Raw genomic sequence first — 18,189 nt, 5'->3', positions numbered from 1 at the left:
CACAATAGTACACTAAAAGACACCTCTATAAGCATATACACCAAACGTAAAAGATATGATAAGCATTCGCATGTTGTAAAATTTAAGGCTCACTCTACTTTATATCCCCCTCTTCGACTTGCTTCAAACATCCGCTCAAATGTACCATTGGCTTTTAACTTTGCTAAGCCATGATTAAACTTTTCTAACCAATAAAGACTTTTTTTAGAGTTTTTAGTAAATATTAGATGGTGAGATGTTTCTAACACGGGTTTAGGGTAGAATGTAAACTTCGCTTTATCCTCAGCCTTAAAGTAATCACTCAAAATGGAAAAGCCCACTTCTTTTTCAACAGGAAAAAGATCAATCCGTCCTTTTAATAGCATTTTAAAATTCAATAAATCACTTCTCAATGGCACCACAATAATATGCCCATTTTCTGCACTTTTATCAAAGTCTTCACCATAGGTATAACCGAGTGTTGCGCCAATGGTATAATACTGAAGGTCCTCGATAGTTTGCCACTCGAAAGGCTTATTTTGTAAATAAAAAAATACTTTTTCACTCGTATGCACAACGTCACTGAAGTAAAAATCGTTTAATCGTTCAGGCGTTGGCACCCATGAAGGAGATGCATCCCAGTTTCCGGTCATTACTTGTTTCAATGCCCGCTTCCAGGGGAAAAAAGTATAAACAACTTTTATATTTTCCTCTGCAAACGCTTCTTTAATAACATGAGAAACCACACCATATTGTTTTAGATTCTTAGATATATACGGTGGCCACTCTCCAGTAGCAATTCGAACAACACTGGAACCAGCAACATGAATATTTTTTTCCGTAGCCCATACTAAGGTAGAGATTATTAGCAACAAGCTTAATATTATTTTCAAGAATTTCATTACTCAATACCATTCCACTGAGCTACTACTTCTCCCAGATTAGCAGAATTAGCTATCTGTAGTATTTTATTAACGTATTGATAATATTAAGTGAATACTAGCTTATAATTAAAGTCTGAATGATAAGTCTATCCTACAACACAATACTGCAACAAAAACGCAAAGTAACATTCAAGCTTGTCAGGAAACTCTCTTCTCTACAACACTATAAAGCGTCAACTACAACCTAATTCACAGTGTACCTAGCTCGCAAACCTGAAAAGCAGCATAATGATACATATATTCAATTAAACAACTTGACCCTGAAACCTGAAAAGAGACACAATGCTACTCTACTGAACTATTAACGGGGGAGTTCTGATGCCTGATTATAAAAACCTTTCTTATAAAGTGATTTGGTCTGAAGAAGACGAAGGCTACATTGGGCTTTGCAAAGAATTCCCCAACCTATCCTACCTTGCAACTACAGAGAAGAAAGCATTAAAAGGCATTGAGGAACTCGCTCAGGACGTACTTAAAGATATGGATCAAATACTGGATAATGGGTTTTAATTCTCAACTAACACTACTGATCAAATATGGCATTCAATACTAAGCATTCCTTTTAAGGAATACATTTATGGTTTTGTTATCCAAAACTTTGGCAACCCTATCTGCTTTGGGGTTCTTTTCAAACTCTACTGGAATACTACAATGGGGACAAACTTTAAGAGGATCTTTTTGATAGTTAGATAAATCTATGTCCTTCTGACATCTCCGACATGCCTACACGTACAGCACTTAAATCCATATTCAACCCACAATAATTATAAAATTCAATATACCAATAGTTTCAATATTGCAAACTAACTGTTATTCAATTGAAATCAATTTGTATTATTCTGCTATAGTCATAAAAAATACATAAATATAACATTTTTACACACTCCAAACAGGACAAATAGACCTCCCCGAGCTTTTACGATCTTCAGATTGTGCTAGATAAATTCAACCAGTATTGATTCCACGTTTTTGAAAACATATTTTGTGAGAAAAATATCAATATCCCCTTTCTGTCTTTCAGACCATTAATACAAATGAAACAAACAAATAACATATTACACACTACTACTCAAGAGAAGCAGCCTTATATTTAAAGTATGAAACTTAATTTACAACCCCTAAAAAAACAAAATCATTATTGAGATTTCATCAATGAAGAAATTTAACTACGACCAAAACAGTGAAATCAGCATTGGCGATATACTAACACACTTAAAAATGGACTGGAAGTTTCTTCTTACAACAATCACTCTCTTTCTGGTTGTTATTTTTTCATATAACGCACTTAGAACAAAAACACTTAAATCAAAATTAATACTAGGAAAACCTGAAAGCTCCAAACTACTAGAATTAAAAAAGGGAAGTCTAATTAACATCAGCAAAGAAAGAGTATTTCAGGATATCGTTAAATCCTTATCAAATCATTATTACATATTTGAATTCTATAACAACAACAAAGAATTATTCAAAAAATATATAATCGACGACAAAAAACTAGCCAACAACCTTGAGTCTATAACCAGCAACTTTAAACTAACAAACAACAAGGATTATGATTCTCTTACTGTTGAATTCAAATATCCTGAAACGGTTGATGGAAACAATTTACTTAACGCCTACATAGAATTCACAATCAAAAAAATAAAACAATCATACATAAATGAGCATACCGAACAGAAAAAATATTTTATCGACAATCTAAACAATGACCACCAACTAAAAAAAAGAATGTACACAACAACAAAACAAGTCAACCTAACAAAACTCAACGAAGCTATACAAATCGCAAAAAAAATTGGACTTAAAAAACCTTTCGATCTAACAAACGCACCTAAAGCTGACAAATCAAGAACCATTCTAAAAGCAGAAATAAACAACCAGATCAAACCCATGTATTACAGAGGATACAAAGCCTTAACAGCAGAACGACAAGCTTTGATAAACAGGGAAAATGACGATTTATACATAGCCGACATTGCAGATTACAAAAGCAAAATAGCATATTACAAAAAACTAAATCTTACTCCTAACAAAATATCACTAATACAATGGAAAATAAGTGCATACCAAATCCCAACACCCCCAAACAAAATATTTTTTTACTTCTCAATAATTCTCATAATTTCCACCATATTCACCCTATTGATTTATTTCATAGCAAAATCTTTTTTTGCGCGAGATTAGTTTATTCATCCATTTCCAAAACCGATCATGAATAACTATCCAAAATAACTAAATAATAGAAATCTGGATTAATAAAGCCATAAAGATCTCACAATATAATACTATGGGTACCATGTTAGGTACTCATCTTCCTGTAACAACTTATACTTAATTTAATCAAAAAAAGCGGGCACCCACCTTTCAATATCTATCAAATTACAGAAAATAACTTACTATAATTTCTATAGATAAAAACCTCTTAATTAACGTGCATGCATGCTATTTTTATAACTGAAGGATATGCTTTGACTGGATAAAACAAAAATTTTATAACAATTTTTTAGCCGCCACCAAACTAACTATATTGAACCCTACTTACCGAGAATATTGCTTTAGCAAGTCTAATACCTTTAAGTAAACAATCCACCTTCTTAGAAGGTGGTTTTGCTTTTAACCCCCTGAAAGGGGGGCATTAAACATACCATCCCACTCTCAGAAGGCTAACAAGCTATCCCCTACAAAAACTAATTACTAAAAATCAAATTGTTCTTGTCTTCTTTCAAGCTGCTCTTGATATCTGACATAATTTTTTATCATTTCAGCGTTCAAACCAACTGTATCCACACAATAACCTTTAACCTTTCGCCCAAAAATGATTTCCCCAGTAAGGCCTTTGTTTCAAATAAGGAAACTACTTAAAAACTCTTATTGCTGTTCGCCCTTTTAAGCTCCCCACCAAATCTGATATTGACTGCTTTGGAGGTACGCTCACTAACAGATGCACATGATCTGGCTGCACACTGAGTTCTATTACCCTAGATTTAAGCTGTTGGCTATACACATGAATACTCCTATACACATCATGTGCGACCTCTCCTTTTAATACCCTATATCTATACTTCTGTAGTGGCCAGTTTTTGTTGACCACTACAGTAATAACAGTGATGTGAAAGTAGACTCCCCCCTCAAGATGGCTAAATGGCACTATAATCCTTAATTCTCTACCAAGAAGCACCAATCCCAACAAAAAACACTGATAACTATAAAAATATGTTTATTATCTGATCAATATAAGCAGGGAGTATCCATCATTCATTATTATCCCACACACAACATTAGCAATTCATAATATTATGTGTGATTGCTATTAGCATCTTAACTTCATGATCACATATAATAAGTGAAAGACTTAATTGACAGAGGTAACTATATGCCTACACCTAAGCAGCCATACTCAGCAATAGATGATAGTATTGGGTATTTGAATGGTCGACTATCTAGGGTAATAAAAAGGCATTTTGAGCAGCTACTTGATGAAACCGGTGCTGGCGTTACCCCACAAATGTGGTTACTACTGTCCACAATTGCTCACAAGAAAATTACAATCCCTTCAAACATCGCTGATATCACAGGAATTGACCGCACGGCGACTGCACGATGTTTAACAAAAATGAGCAAACTTAACCTTGTTACCCGAAAACAATCTGTGAGCGATGGTCGCTCCTCTGAGGTCATGCTAACTAAAAAAGGTGAAAAAGTATTAAAAATAGCTGCAAACTGCTCTCAACAAACCAGTGATCATTTTTATAGTAAAATTTCCAACAAAGAACGCGAATTGTTAAAAAAAATATTTTTAAAGCTTTTAGAAGGCGAACAAGGTTCCCTGAAAAGCTTCGACGATTTGGTAGTTTAACGATAAGCAAAAAATCAATTTAGCAACAGTCACAACGCAAAGGCCTCTTTAAGATTTCAGCTAAACGATATATAAAGTTAAATTTTTTAAAGAGGCACACTTTCCTCCTAGCAATACTATTTAAATAATATCATATACGATTATGTGATATGTATAAATCATATAATTGACAATGTCAAATATATTAATAGAATACCTGCTAATAATCTAGCAAAGCAAAAATCACTCACCCAGAATAAGCACCCTGGTACCACAATCAACAACAACGAATAAAACCTAGTGTGAAAAACGCCTACTATTAAGTAATATTCCCTACAACCACACCAAAATAGTTGACTACGTCAATTAAATAAGCGTAAATAATACTAGTCAATTTTTAAACAGCAGGCGTAACAGAAATTAGTACTATATTCCACAAATATCAACCTCTCTTAAATTATTTTTAAGATTTAATCTGGATTTCTTTATATAAAACAAGAGAAATCCCAATTAAGTCTTTTATTAATGTAATAGTAGTAAATAAGCTGTTCTTAGATGAGGTCACTATGAAAAAAACTGTTTTAACAGCTATTATCACAAGCACACTCACCGCACCGTGCTTTGCTCAAGACAACATTAATCCATTTGCTGATGAAAAAAGTGGATTTTACCTTGGTATTGGTGCAGGAAAATCCAGTTATGACGCTTATAATAATACGAAAGCAAAAGTAAATACTTGGATTGAGAATATCGGTGGAACTCCAATTGTTAATGCCATGGATACGCCAAGTGGAGAGACGATTAGCAAACTTTTTCTCGGCTACCGAATTAATAAGTATCTCGCTTTAGAGTTAAACTATAGCGATTTAAATACCACAGAAGCCAAAATTAACGGTCAAATAAAAGATGGTAGTACTTCTTATAAAGGAAGCGGGACCATCACTGATGATATAAATGGAATTGGTATTAAAGCTATCGGTTTTTACCCTATTACAAATAGTTTTGACCTTAAAGCCAGCCTTGGCGCAATGAAATGGAAAATTAAAGAAGAAGTGCATGGAAGCATTATAGAAAGCAGCGGACACAATGCCACAACCTATTTCTTTGATAAAAAGCAATCAAAAAAAGGAACCAGCTTAACTCTGGGTCTAGGTGCTAACTACACGATTACTGATAATGTCACTGTTGGACTACAATGGGAACGTATCAAGGATGTTGGTCATAAAAACTTAGCCTTTGGAGAAACAGATATCGACACCTATACCCTATCGGCACAATATAACTTCTAATTGCAGATATTAAGCAAACGCTATAAATATCCATTCGTCCATACATAAATCTGGCTGCCAGTATTCAGCGATATTTATATTATGCAAGGTAGTTATTAAAGGGCATAACTGGCCTACTCCAGAGAAAACCACCTTAATAAAATAAATCGTTACGATGCTGTTACTTCAATTTATGTATGGACAACTTACTAATCGCTAAAAACATTAATCTTGATTTAATTCATTTTATTAATCATTAGACTGCTATAACCAGGAAACTGACATGAAGAATAAACTGATTCAATCTGTTCACCTTACTCTACTATCAGCAACTTGTTTAACCTGCTTAAGTTCACATGCTGCAGAAAATATTACATTGGATACCAAAAAAGTATTTACTCAAGTAGGTACATTCACTGCGCCCAATAGTCAATATAGCTATTATTATCGAGACCTAAACGGTGATGGCACGATTGATCAACTAGAAATTAATCATACCACAGGTTCATTTTCTACTAATGGCGTTGGCAATATGGGTTTTGGTTATGCAGGAAGCGATGATGCGCTGTCCTATGCCATTTTAAAAGACATTAACCATGATGGCTTAGAAGATATTGTCGGAATAGGCAGTAAAGGCGTTACATCAATCATAAACCATGGAGCAAACTTTATTGGAAATGATCCAATATTAACCAAATTTAAAGGTAATTTAAAAACAAGTACAGATTACTTGGAAATAGCTGATATCGACAATGATGGCAACGATGACATTATATTCTTTTATAAAGGAAGCATTTACTTTATTGAAGGTAATAATGGTGCTTTTAGCACAAAATGGAAAAAATTATCAGGAACATTCAATACCTCAAAGTACAAGCATATTAAAATAATAGATGTTAACTATGATGGCTATCCAGATCTTATTGGCGCTAATACAAATACCATAGATGTGGCTATTAATAGTGGACTTAATGGCTTCCAGCCAACCCAATCATGGTTATCTGACGAAGCTCCGTTAAAACAAGCGTCATTCAATATACAAGTTGCTGATATCACTCAAGATGGTTACGCAGACTTAATTGCCTTTTACAAAGATGGTTCTGTAAAATTAGCAGAGAACCTGAATGGTGATAAATTCAATCCCTACAAGCAAGTAGCAAGCAATTTTTATGGCTATATGCAACAATCTATAGCAGATGTAAACCATGATGGGAAAGCAGACATACTAGGTTTAGCTAGCAATAAAAAAGGTAAGCATATCCTAATGGTGGCACTCAATGCAGGAGAAACTTTTAGCCCCACACAGTTTTATTATGCACCCATTAAGTATTTTGCTGAATACGATTTAAAATTAAAATCATACCCTGCAAAATCATCAAAAAAATAGACAACCCAATTAATATAGCTCACAAGGAGGGTGAGTTATAGAAACTGAATACTACACTCTTTATAGGTTACTTTGTCACTATTTTTTACTTTCATTACATTAGGTATATTGAACATATGTTACCGAAAAGAGTTGCTTAGCAAGTCTAATCCCTTTTATAAATTTCCGTTGCCATTGCGTCACTGCTTTTTGCATACTATTTTCTGTTCCAACCACATCAATAAAGCGTTTTTCTTTACGGCTTACATATGCAAGCAATTCATCTTTATTGATATTTAAACGCTCAAGAATAGGCGGTTGTTGCTCGCTAATGGCACCACGCTTATCATCACGGATAGCACGGCCTAACCAATCAACTAACTGCAAATAGTCTTTTAAACTGAAGGGAATTGTCGTTTTCTTTCCCTGTTTTTCATTACCAGAAAAACGCAATAGAGGTACGACAGGTAGGGTTTGTTTTGGAAGTTTTGTTTTTCGTACAAAAGTCTGGTTTCGTGGTTTTCTTTTCTGTTGACGCTTAGCCCACGCTACCATCCGAGCTTGAATTGATGTGAAATCTGACGCTTCTGGAGTTTCTGCCATACCGGCGCGGACAGGATTTAAATCCACATAACTCATGCACGTTAATAATGCGGCTTCATCCAATAATGCCTGACTTTTAAATCGGCCTTCCCAGAATCTACCTTTACAACCATCTTCATCATTAGCCCAACGGGCAATAGGTTCATTTAAACAGCGCATAAACCAGGATAAATCAGATAATCGCTGCCGCCATTGCTGAACAATCTCATTAACAACGTTAAGTTGAGCTTTATCCAACGTTGCGCCTGCTAAATAACGCTGAATTATAGAAGGGCCTTGATACAGTTTCCGCCAGCGACGAATCACTTCATCATCAGTCCACTGTTCAGCCTTTTCTTCATCAATACGAACCACTAAATGATAGTGATTCGACATCACCGCATAAGCACAGATATCAATCGCAAATACCTTAACCAACTCAGTTAGGCGCTCAACCATCCACGCTTTACGGTGATCAAAATTTTGACCTGTCACCCGATCATCACCACACAAAAAAGCGCGGCGTACACAGCGACAAATACAGTGATAATACGGCGTATCCTGCACACTCACCAACTCACTTCGTGGCCTCGTCATCCTTAAACCTCTCACTACAACTGATCAAAATTCAGACAGCATCATAACCACATGCAACAGACTACTTTTTGATCAACATCAAATCTAGGGTGTCCCCTTCTTTCGGGTTTTGATCAATATCAAATCTAGGGTGTCCCTTTCCTCTATTGATCAAAATCAAAAAGCGAGTGTCCTCTTTCTTTACCGTTGATCGACGTCAAATCTAGGGTGTCCCCTTCTTTTTCTACAACTTATTGTCTATAGATAGATAGCGCAAATCTGGAATTGCGCCTTGTGTTCCCCAGTCAAACTCCACAAAAAACTCTCTTAATTTATATCTTCTATTAATTGAAACTTCATCCTCAAAAAACTCAACAGGCTCACCAAAAATGAGATCAATTTCTTCTGGTGTAGACTTAGTACTTAGTTTTATCTCACAACCATCTTTCACGAAGATCCCATTAAATCTAGAATATCCCTGATACCCATTTCTCAAACATATAAATATACTTTCGACTATTTTATTCTCAACACAAACATACCAGCCTCCACTAGTGCATTTTATTACTCCACTATTTTTTCCGCCAAGGTCATAACTATTACAAAGAGATACATCATTAATTCGAAAAAGATCAAAGTCTACTATCGCTTTACTGTTCATATTTTATCCAGCTATTTAGCATTCTCAATAATATCTTGATCGCTTAACTGCCTCGCTTGCACCACAGCCCCTTTATTGGCCGCATCTTGTGCAGCAGTCTTTGGGTTTTTTCCAGGCTTCTTAGGCTTTTCCGGTACAACTATTCGGATATTCCCATCTTCCAATACCATTCCAGAACAATTATTCCTATTTGGCCCGCAAGGATATTGATCAACAGCGATAGTTCTTTGGCCTTCGGGCTTTAGGTCATCAACTACTTGTGGTTCAGCGTGTATTGCTTTTTTGGGGTCTCCCGATGGATCAGGTATACTCTCCCTTACAGGAGTTATAGTGCCATCTGCATTTCTTCCAATCGCAAAGGTTGCCCCCCCAGGAGCATTTTTCTGAGATCTAGCTTCAATTATCGTATCAATCATTTGTTGATCAGTCATATTTCCAAGCTCAGCATCAGCGATCGCCTGCGTTGGACTTATTCCAGTAGGATCTTCAGCTGTAATCTTTGGCTTTTCTTTTGGTGTAGTCTTTAACTTAATGTCTTGGTCAAGCTTTTTATAAACCTTCTTGCCAACATCAACTACTTTGTCACATGCTTGTCTCCAGCGGCCACAAGCAAGCTTCCCTCCCACAGTTACAGTTGCGCTAACAACACCTTCTTCAACATACTCCTTAGCGACTTCTTCAGCCGTATTTACAACACTTGTTCCAAACTTGTTTGCAGCTTCACTATAAGTATCGCTTGTTGTAACTGCTTCATTAGCTTCATCAAATAATCCAAAACTAAAGAAGCCTGTTCCAATCTGATAGAAAGCACTACCAGCTGCAACCATTGCTGCTGCAAATTTCCTGTCATCCCTGTAAAGTTGATAGCCAAACTCATTAAACTCTCTGGCTGATGCTAAATACTCCGCATTCCCATCAGGATCCACCCAAACCAACGGATTCCCATACGCATACAAATACTTATGCAAACTCGGCGCGAGGGTTAAATCCCCTTCCCAGGCATCCATACTCAAGAATCGGCCCACATCAGGGTCATAAAACCGGGCTTTGGCATATACTAAACCCGTCTCCGGATCTTCTTCATGGCCGGTAAAGCCAAACCGGTTCCAACTGTTGCCTTCTTGTAGACGATGATGGCCCCAGGCATCATACAAAGTACGGGTTTGTACAGCACCTGTGGTAGTGGTTAAGTTAACGATGCTGCCCAAGGCATCAAAGTGGTAAAAGGCGGTGCCTTCATCGCGATGGGTGAGGGCCATTAAGCGGCCGGGACCGTAATCGTAATGGGCAATAGGTTGGTTGGTGGAGTCTAACTGGGCGAGGACACTTTGATCATCATAGGTATACCGTTCTACGCCACGGTTACCAAGTTTCTCAACACGTAAGCCCTGAGCGTCGTATAAAAACTGGCCGACGCTGGAACCACCCTGCATCACCTGTCGTAGATGGTCACGGATGTCATAGACAAAGTCGGTGGTCACACCGGCTTTTTGTTTTTGGGTCTGGTTACCGTTAGCATCATACTGATAACTGACCGCCACACTGTCGGCAGGTAAATCTTTAATTTCCAGCAACTCATTACGCAGGTTATAGCTAAAACCCTGGTCTTTAATCACCTGATTGGTGGTTATATCCGTAGTGGTTTCCCGCGTGCGGTTATACACCGCATCATACGCATACATCACTTGTTGTTCAGGATACGTCACCTGTTGTAGTCGATCTAAAGCATCATAGGTATAGGTGGTGGTTTCCAGGGTGCTGCCATTACGGGCAATTTGCTGTAGTCGGTTACCATTAGCATCGTACTGGTACTGAAATTGCGACACCAGCGTATCCCCTACCCTATGCTCCATGGCGAGGATACGCCCTGCGCCATCATAGCTTTGGCTAATGGATGCATTATTAGGGTATAACGTGCGCAGGAGTAGACCACTGAGGTCGTATTGATAACGGGTACTGCCCTGGGGATTATCCACCCGCGCCAAGCGATTCAGCGCATCATACACATAGCGGGTCTCACGGGGTGTGTTCGCAGTCCCTCCACTGGTAGACACCCCACCTGCCGTATAGCGCAACCCCGTGCGATTGCCATTGGCATCGTACTGATAATTGACGACCTGCCCATAAGCATCAGTGCGTTGACTCAGTCGGTCAAAATCATCATAAACCTGCTGAATAACTTTTTGTTCCGTACCACCTGCACTACCACCACTGACTTGATAGGTTTCGGTCATGCCAGTGACATTGCTGTTAGCATCGTATTGCGTCACCACCTGCTGAATACTCAGACTCACATTCGCCCCTGGCTGAGTGGGTTGCTGTGCCTGCTGATATTCCCGCTGCACCTCCCGATTCAGCTCATCGTACTGGTAAGTAATTAACTGGCCCAAGGCATCCGTGTACTGGCTGATATTATTATTGGCATCATACGCTGTGCGATGCACCCGAGCGGTTTCGCCGCTGTCTGTTGGATAGGTAATCGTGGTCCGGCGATTCAACTCATCGTAAGCAAAGTTGGTTGGCCGACCCAGAGCATTGGTCTGGCTTAGCAGGTTATTGTTGGCGTCATAGGCATAGGTGCTGGTTTGGTCATTGCCATCAGTGATTTGCTGCAGGCGGTTGGCATCATCATAGGCATAGCGCCAGCCATTACCCAAGGGGCGGGTTTGTTGAGTGCGGTTACCCACATTGTCATAAACATAGGTGGTGGTTTCACCACTGCTGGGTGCCGAGTTGCCATTGCTGGTGAGGGTGACATTCAGGGTTTCAGTCAGCTGTTGCCGCCGGACATCATAAGTCCAAGCCACCGCTCGCCCTGCCGGGTCAATGGTCAGCACCCGATCACCCATCGGGTTATAACGATGGCGAACAATGGCATCGAGCGGTTGCCGCACCACAATCACTCGGTTCAAGTTGTCGTATTCATAACGCGTGGTGTTACCGTTGGCATCGGTCTCGGTCAGGGTATTACCCACCGCATCATAACTCAGGGTACTGAGCAGCTGATTAGCACGGGTGGTGGTCAGGCGGCGATTATTACGGTCATAGGTATAGGCACTGACAATCCCCCGCTTGTCAGTATCGGTCAGCACATTACCCACCAGATCATAGCTGCGTTGCAGGGTTTGGCTTAGCGGATCGGTGGTGGTCAGCAATTGGTTGAGGGCATCATAAGTATAACGGGTGGTGTAGCCGCGTTTATCGGTGACCGTGAGGCGATTGCCCACCTTGTCATAGCTATAGGTTTGCTGCTGATTGAGGGGGTCAGTATCATTGATCACCCGATTCAGTAAATCAAAGCTTTGCTGCCAACGCTGGTTACGGGGATCAATGCGCAATACCAGATTATTCAGCGCATCGTATTGATACTGAGTGAGGCGATTGCCGGGCAGGTTTTCTGTTAGCCGCCGATTACGCTGATCATAGGTATAGGTGCTGACCAGACCGCGCCCATCGGTGGCGGTTAGCAAGTTGCCATTGCCATCAAATACCTGCTGTAACAGCGGCGCACTGCCTTCGAGGTTATCCCGCTGCTCAGTGAGACGGTCAAAGTCATCATAGCGGTAGCTCACTAACCGGCCATTGGGCCATTGTTCGGTGAGTTTATTGCCCACCGCATCGTAACTAAAACGGGTCACCTGCTGTAAGGCATCAATTTGTTCCGTCACGCGATTCAGTGGGTCAAAGCGGGTGCGACTGACCCGGCCTAGGGCATCGGTGGTTTGGGTGAGATTACCGATCGCATCATAGGCCAATTGGGTGGTATGGCCTTCAGCATCCGTGACAGTAATCTTGCGATTGAGAGCATCAAAGGTCTGAGTGATCTCATGGTCCAGGGCATCGGTGGTGCTAATAGGATTACCCGCCGCATCATAACCAAAACGTGTAGTACGGCCTAAGGGTTGTAATTGGGTCACCAGTCGATTCAGCACATCGTATTCAAAGAAGGTCTGCCGCCCTTCGGGGTCGGTTTCACTAAGCTTGTTGCCGACTTCATCATAGGTGGTGGTCTGCTCGGCGCGTTCACTGCCGCCTGCGTTTAGGTAAGCACCGACATAGACCCGCCGATCATAGTCGTCATAACGGTATTCGGTGATACGGTTTAACGGACGCGTTTCTAAGGTCAAATTGCCCACCTTGTCATAGGCAAAGCGGGTTTGTGCCCGGTCACCCTGGCTGTCAGGGGGCAAGGTTTCTAGAATCCGGCGATTCACCTCATCATAGGCATACTCGGTGATCTGTCCGAGCCAGTCAGTGCTACTGAGCACATTGCCATTGGCATCATAGGTTTGTTGCTGGCGTAATACCTCTCCAGCCAGAGTTTTACGCTGTTCAATCACCCGATTCAGGCTGTCGTAGTCCCACTCACTGACCCGACCTAATTCATCCATCTCCTGTAGCTTGTTGCCATTATCATCGTAGGCGTAGGTGCGCTCATTGCGCAGTGCATCTATGCGCCGAATCAACCGTCCCAAGCCATCATAGCGGTAACGGGTCAGACCCAGCACATCGGTACGGGCATTTTGCTCTTGCAGTTTCAACCCTCGCACATTCCACTGCTGTCGAGTAATGCCACCGAGTGCATCGGTGGTACTGGCCAGATAGCCATATTCATCATAGGCAAAGCGGGTGGTATGACCGCGCTGATTGGTGGCGGTCAGACGATCACCATTGCTGGCATAGGTAAAGGTTTCGGTAGTGGTGTCTGGGTGAGTGACCTTCAGCAGATTGCCTCGTTCGTCATAGGCAAAGCGGGTCATCCGCCCTTCCCGATCCTGTTGGGTGGCTGGCCGATTTTTAATGGTACCTTCGGCCGAACCTTCCCCTAACAGCACATAGGTATTAACCTTGGCTGGATGGTCCTGCTGACCACTGACTTTTTCGGTGAGGATATTGCCATGTTCATCGTAGGTGTAGGTGGTCTTGACGCCATTTTCATTGGAGCGGGACAGCAACAAGACATCCTTATCCGCCCAAGTATGCTCAATAGTACCCGCTGGGGAGGTGATGGTCAGTGGGGAACCATAACGATTAAACGTGTAACGGGTCTCGTTCCCGCGATTGTCAGTGGCTGTAGTCGTTAGTTCTGCGTTGTTACGTCGGGCACGACCGCTATAGCTAAACTGTGCCTGGGTGTTATCGGGATAGTCAACTTGCGTGTACCAGGCCGAATCCATAACCAAGCTGTCAGTAGCGGAAGCTTGCAGTTTATAAGGCACAGCTTGATAGCGGGTAGTGTGACCATTGGCATCGGTAATACTTTGCATGCGATGCAACTGAATCCAATCCGCCATCTGCTCTGGATCAGCTACCGTCCCTTGGTAACCGTATTTCTCCTCAACCGCTTCTTGCTGACTACGGATGATCCGACTGACCAGCCGGGTTTGGGCATCATAGAAGAACTCCACCTCCAGATCACCTGGTGCTTTGACTTTGCTAATGCGGTAATCACCCTGGCGGCTTTCATAAAAAAAGTCCAAGTGGCGGCCAGCACTATCCACCACCGACTTCAGGCGACCATCTCCTAAGCCTTGGTGATAACTGAGTTGGGTTTGGTTACCGTTAGTGTCTTCGATATAGGCGAGGTGCCAACTGCGGTTATTTTGGTCAAAACCATACTGGCGGAAGTGATAGCGGGTTCCGTCTTTGGTGTACAGGTCGTAACGGTTACCCACTTTTTTTAAGGTGCCATGGTAGCCTTTACCGGGCCGATAGTGATCCCCTTCTTCAATAAACACCATGCCTTTGACCATGACATAGCCACAGCCTGTGCGGTATAACGCGACATCATAGTTATGGCTCCAGCCTCGACCTAAACGACCCGCATCACGGCTTTGGCTGTTGTAGCTACGGGTAAACTGTAAACCGCCCCCGCGACCAGGAATATCAATATCCGTGCGGGAAAAAGCTAAACTCCCCGTAAATAAATCAATATTTCGTTCAACCACATGGCCGACTGGAAGCTGGTTATCAATATCATAAAACACCTCCAGCACCCCGTTGTATACTTCTGTTTTACCCGATATTTCAGAAACCCCAGTCATCGTAAAGTCATAAAGACCATTAGGATAAGCTCCGGGTTCAAATTCATAGGTATTGGTTCCCGCAGGATACAGCGCTTCATCCAGTAATGTCGTCTCTCCTCCTCCACTGAACCGATCACGGGTAATGAGGGTTATTTTGGCCGGCTGCTGTATAGTAAAATTCAGCCGTGCCGGCATGACGCAGACCCGCTCGTTGGGTACATCCAACTTAATTCGACCTTTAACAACATCAGGTACATTTAAAAACTGCCACTGAAACTGGTACTGCCATAAAATATTCTGGGTATCGTTATTAACGTAAAGCCTCAAAGTAATCAGGCCGTCTGTATCCAACTGACGAATTTTGTCCAAGTCAGCCACACTAACTTGTTGATTTTCACCCACTGTCACCGCTACTTCATGATCATCAACCGCAAAGATAAATTCCTCATTTTTAAACCAGCTTTTTAATGCTTCAACTTCTGGCACAAACAAGTTGTAAAACAGCGTCAACAGCTCATCATCTGGCTCCATAATGGTAGGGGTCTTTAACTGGTCTCGGATCTCTATCTGGTCCCTTTTATCAATATTCACAACCTGCAGTGCTTGCACATCCAGATCATACTGGCTGAACTGGAATTCAGGGCGATACTCCCACCAATCAAAACGTGGTACGACGCTGGCTTGCTGCCTCGACTTGACCACATCCTCTTCTCCCAAAATAGGCACCTTGATGGGGACAAAGCTACCCATCTGACTATTTTCATCTCGCTGAGAGATAAAGGTAGGATTACGGTATTTTGGTACAGCACTGACCTGCACATAAAAGTGTTGGCGACTTAATACTTTCTCTGGCAAACGAATCATCTGAGTTTGACGACCCGGTTCAATGTTGAAGTGAGCTAAATGAGCGCTATCCGCCGTGACTGCGGCCAATTGATTAGGCGCCACCACCCGCGCTAACCGGCCAGTAAAACCATAATCTAGCAATGCTGGGGGTATGGGCTTATCATCATGTCCTAGCCATTCGGTATAGACCGCAACCCACTGATCGGTAGTAAAGCCCGCTGACTCTGAACCAATCAATTGATCTGGCAGTTGTTGGTCCGCCGCATTACGGGCGGGTCGGCGTAACGCCCACACTTTGAGGTTAGGTGGATACATTTTAATGTCGTCCACGACAGTGGATAAATCACTGTCCCCAGCTTGTCCATAGCTTTTGCCCAAAGTAACCGTTTTATGGCCCACATACCCTGTCACTCGATTAATCAAATAAAGAGTAACCTGTTCTCCTGGTCGAAGATGGTCGTAGTCACGCTGCCGAAATTGAGGTTTAACCCCATCTTGTACCTGCCAGCGCTCGAAGTTTTTATTGGGACGGAATGCCTCACCTAATCGTCCCCGTAAGCGCACTAAAAATTGAAAGTGACTGTCCTTTTCTCCTGTCGCCAAAGCCCCAGATGTCAGGCCTTTTTGCTCCGCCACTAGTTCACCCGTTGCTGTGCGAATCACATATAAGTCGGTATTTTGAATCGCCTGCTCACTGATTTTAGTCACCAGCCCTTTAGGGGCAGTCTCCTGCTGCCAGTCAACCTGGCGAATTAAATCGGGTTGGCCGAGAATGGTGCCAAAGTAAATACCAAAAACTTCAGCCTCTTCCAGCGTATCTACTTTGTAGAAGGTTTTTTGATCGCCAGAGCTGGATTCCACCATTTTACCTGGCACCACTCCATCATCACGACCATCATCGTTTAAGTCATAAGTCGGTATGATTTTTTTGTCCGGCTGCCAGTCAAAATCATAATAAGCACCACTTTCAGCATCCACCTCACCGACAAGGACTGGGGTGTCATCAGGGTTATAGAGTCCTGCACTACCCCGCAGTACCATCATATCCACCGGAAAATCAATGTGATAATAAAAGCTTGATTGCACCGCCAACACTGCATTAACGCGGTAATCATAAACCGCCAAACCATTACAATAACTTTCTTTTTCGCGAATTAAAAAATACGGTAAATATTCGGTTTTACGAGGATGAAAACGGCTATAGTGAAGCTCCGCTATAATTGGGTTATGGTAGGTTATTTCGAACCCTGGACAGGGGGGATTAAAATACTCAATACGATACTTGCCCTGCTCGTCTGTCGTGCTGGCAAACTCAGAACCTGCCGCAGCAAGTACTTTAACCGATGGAATGGGGTTCAATAATACATCATCAAATTTCCGCCTGAAGGTACGTTCTTCTCCACTTTTAGGGTTAACAATAAAGCCAGTCCGATAACCAATGGTATTTTGAGTTTTATAAATTATTTTCCCAGAGGTATTCGAGACTAATAAGCTTCGAAGCATATTGAGTTCAATTGTAAAAGGGGGAAGGTAAGGATCAACTGGGACTTCCAATAAAATATAATTTTCATCGGGCACAATAAATTCTTGTTTTAATATCCACACAAATAACGTATCAGGCAATAATGCTTTTTTCTTTATCAGATTACCATCTTGATCCAATAACTGACTATTTTCATAGCCCTCGCGCGTTAATAGTATAAATTTATGCGCATATAAATTTTCTATTTTTTCTCTTAGTAATAAATAACCATTATATTCTGTGATACTCATAATACGGGTATCAGCATAATGTCCACGCTGTTCACCAAGCTCTCTTATTTCTTTTCCATTTAGATCATATTCCACTAAAATCGGCGCATCATTTTCGCCTTTAATAATATCTCTGGCATACACTGCGCCACTAACCAACTCAGACTGATGAACATATTCCCCACCTCTTAACAACCCAAACGAAAATGCATTGATCTTTCCAGAGATAGAAATAACAAGTAGTACAAGCCAGAAACGTAACCCCAGCCGTAATAAACACAGCCAACGTGGCGCAGAAAGATTTAATTGAATAACAGGCACATACCACTGCATATGATTAACTACCCTACGTTC

General features: G+C 41.4%; 10 protein-coding genes. 5 read left to right on the top strand and 5 right to left on the bottom strand.

Annotated features, from left to right (window positions below; genetic code table 11):
• Positions 1-89: 89 nt before the first annotated feature.
• A complete protein-coding gene (locus tag ACQ96U_RS01135) occupies positions 90-881 on the bottom strand; it encodes a substrate-binding periplasmic protein (RefSeq protein ID WP_431719384.1) in 792 nt (263 codons plus the stop codon).
• A gap of 360 nt (positions 882-1,241) precedes the next feature.
• Between ACQ96U_RS01135 and ACQ96U_RS01130 the strand changes: the two genes are divergently transcribed.
• Positions 1,242-1,433 (top strand): hypothetical protein, encoded by a 192-nt coding sequence (locus ACQ96U_RS01130; RefSeq protein WP_215822575.1) that lies wholly within the window; start codon positions 1,242-1,244, stop codon positions 1,431-1,433.
• 642 nt (positions 1,434-2,075) lie between these two features.
• Positions 2,076-3,107 carry a hypothetical protein gene (locus tag ACQ96U_RS01125; protein WP_431719383.1) on the top strand — a complete coding sequence of 344 codons (1,032 nt, stop codon included), beginning with the start codon at positions 2,076-2,078 and terminating at the stop codon, positions 3,105-3,107.
• Between the two features lie 670 nt (positions 3,108-3,777).
• Here the strand turns inward: ACQ96U_RS01125 and ACQ96U_RS01120 are convergent.
• Positions 3,778-3,945 carry a transposase gene (locus ACQ96U_RS01120; RefSeq protein WP_431720123.1) on the bottom strand — a complete coding sequence of 56 codons (168 nt, stop codon included), beginning with the start codon at positions 3,943-3,945 and terminating at the stop codon, positions 3,778-3,780.
• A 321-nt stretch (positions 3,946-4,266) separates the two neighbouring features.
• Between ACQ96U_RS01120 and ACQ96U_RS01115 the strand changes: the two genes are divergently transcribed.
• The 3 genes from ACQ96U_RS01115 to ACQ96U_RS01105 all read left to right on the top strand — a co-directional run bounded on the left by ACQ96U_RS01115 (position 4,267) and on the right by ACQ96U_RS01105 (position 7,413).
• Positions 4,267-4,779 carry a MarR family winged helix-turn-helix transcriptional regulator gene (locus ACQ96U_RS01115; RefSeq protein ID WP_431719382.1) on the top strand — a complete coding sequence of 171 codons (513 nt, stop codon included), beginning with the start codon at positions 4,267-4,269 and terminating at the stop codon, positions 4,777-4,779.
• A gap of 545 nt (positions 4,780-5,324) precedes the next feature.
• Positions 5,325-6,047: an outer membrane beta-barrel protein gene (locus tag ACQ96U_RS01110; protein ID WP_431719381.1), complete on the top strand. Its 723-nt coding sequence runs from the start codon at positions 5,325-5,327 to the stop codon at positions 6,045-6,047.
• A gap of 262 nt (positions 6,048-6,309) precedes the next feature.
• On the top strand, positions 6,310-7,413 hold the full coding sequence (locus ACQ96U_RS01105; protein WP_431719380.1) for an FG-GAP repeat domain-containing protein: 1,104 nt from the start codon (positions 6,310-6,312) through the stop codon (positions 7,411-7,413).
• Between the two features lie 99 nt (positions 7,414-7,512).
• Here the strand turns inward: ACQ96U_RS01105 and ACQ96U_RS01100 are convergent, their stop codons facing one another.
• From ACQ96U_RS01100 to ACQ96U_RS01090, 3 genes are all read right to left on the bottom strand, one after another.
• Complete coding sequence (locus ACQ96U_RS01100) at positions 7,513-8,571, bottom strand: transposase (protein ID WP_431719379.1); 1,059 nt, start codon at positions 8,569-8,571, stop codon at positions 7,513-7,515.
• A 223-nt stretch (positions 8,572-8,794) separates the two neighbouring features.
• On the bottom strand, positions 8,795-9,211 hold the full coding sequence (locus tag ACQ96U_RS01095) for a hypothetical protein (protein ID WP_431719378.1): 417 nt from the start codon (positions 9,209-9,211) through the stop codon (positions 8,795-8,797).
• 11 nt (positions 9,212-9,222) lie between these two features.
• Positions 9,223-18,168, bottom strand: a complete 8,946-nt coding sequence (locus tag ACQ96U_RS01090; RefSeq protein ID WP_431719377.1) for an RHS repeat domain-containing protein — start codon at positions 18,166-18,168, stop codon at positions 9,223-9,225.
• Between the last annotated feature and the right edge of the window lie 21 nt (positions 18,169-18,189).

Origin of the sequence: Zooshikella sp. RANM57 (genome assembly GCF_050749885.1) — a bacterium.
Classification (GTDB): Bacteria; Pseudomonadota; Gammaproteobacteria; order Pseudomonadales; family Zooshikellaceae; genus Zooshikella.
The sequence above is the reverse complement of the archived record's forward strand: the minus strand, read 5'-3'. Positions and strand labels throughout refer to the sequence as shown.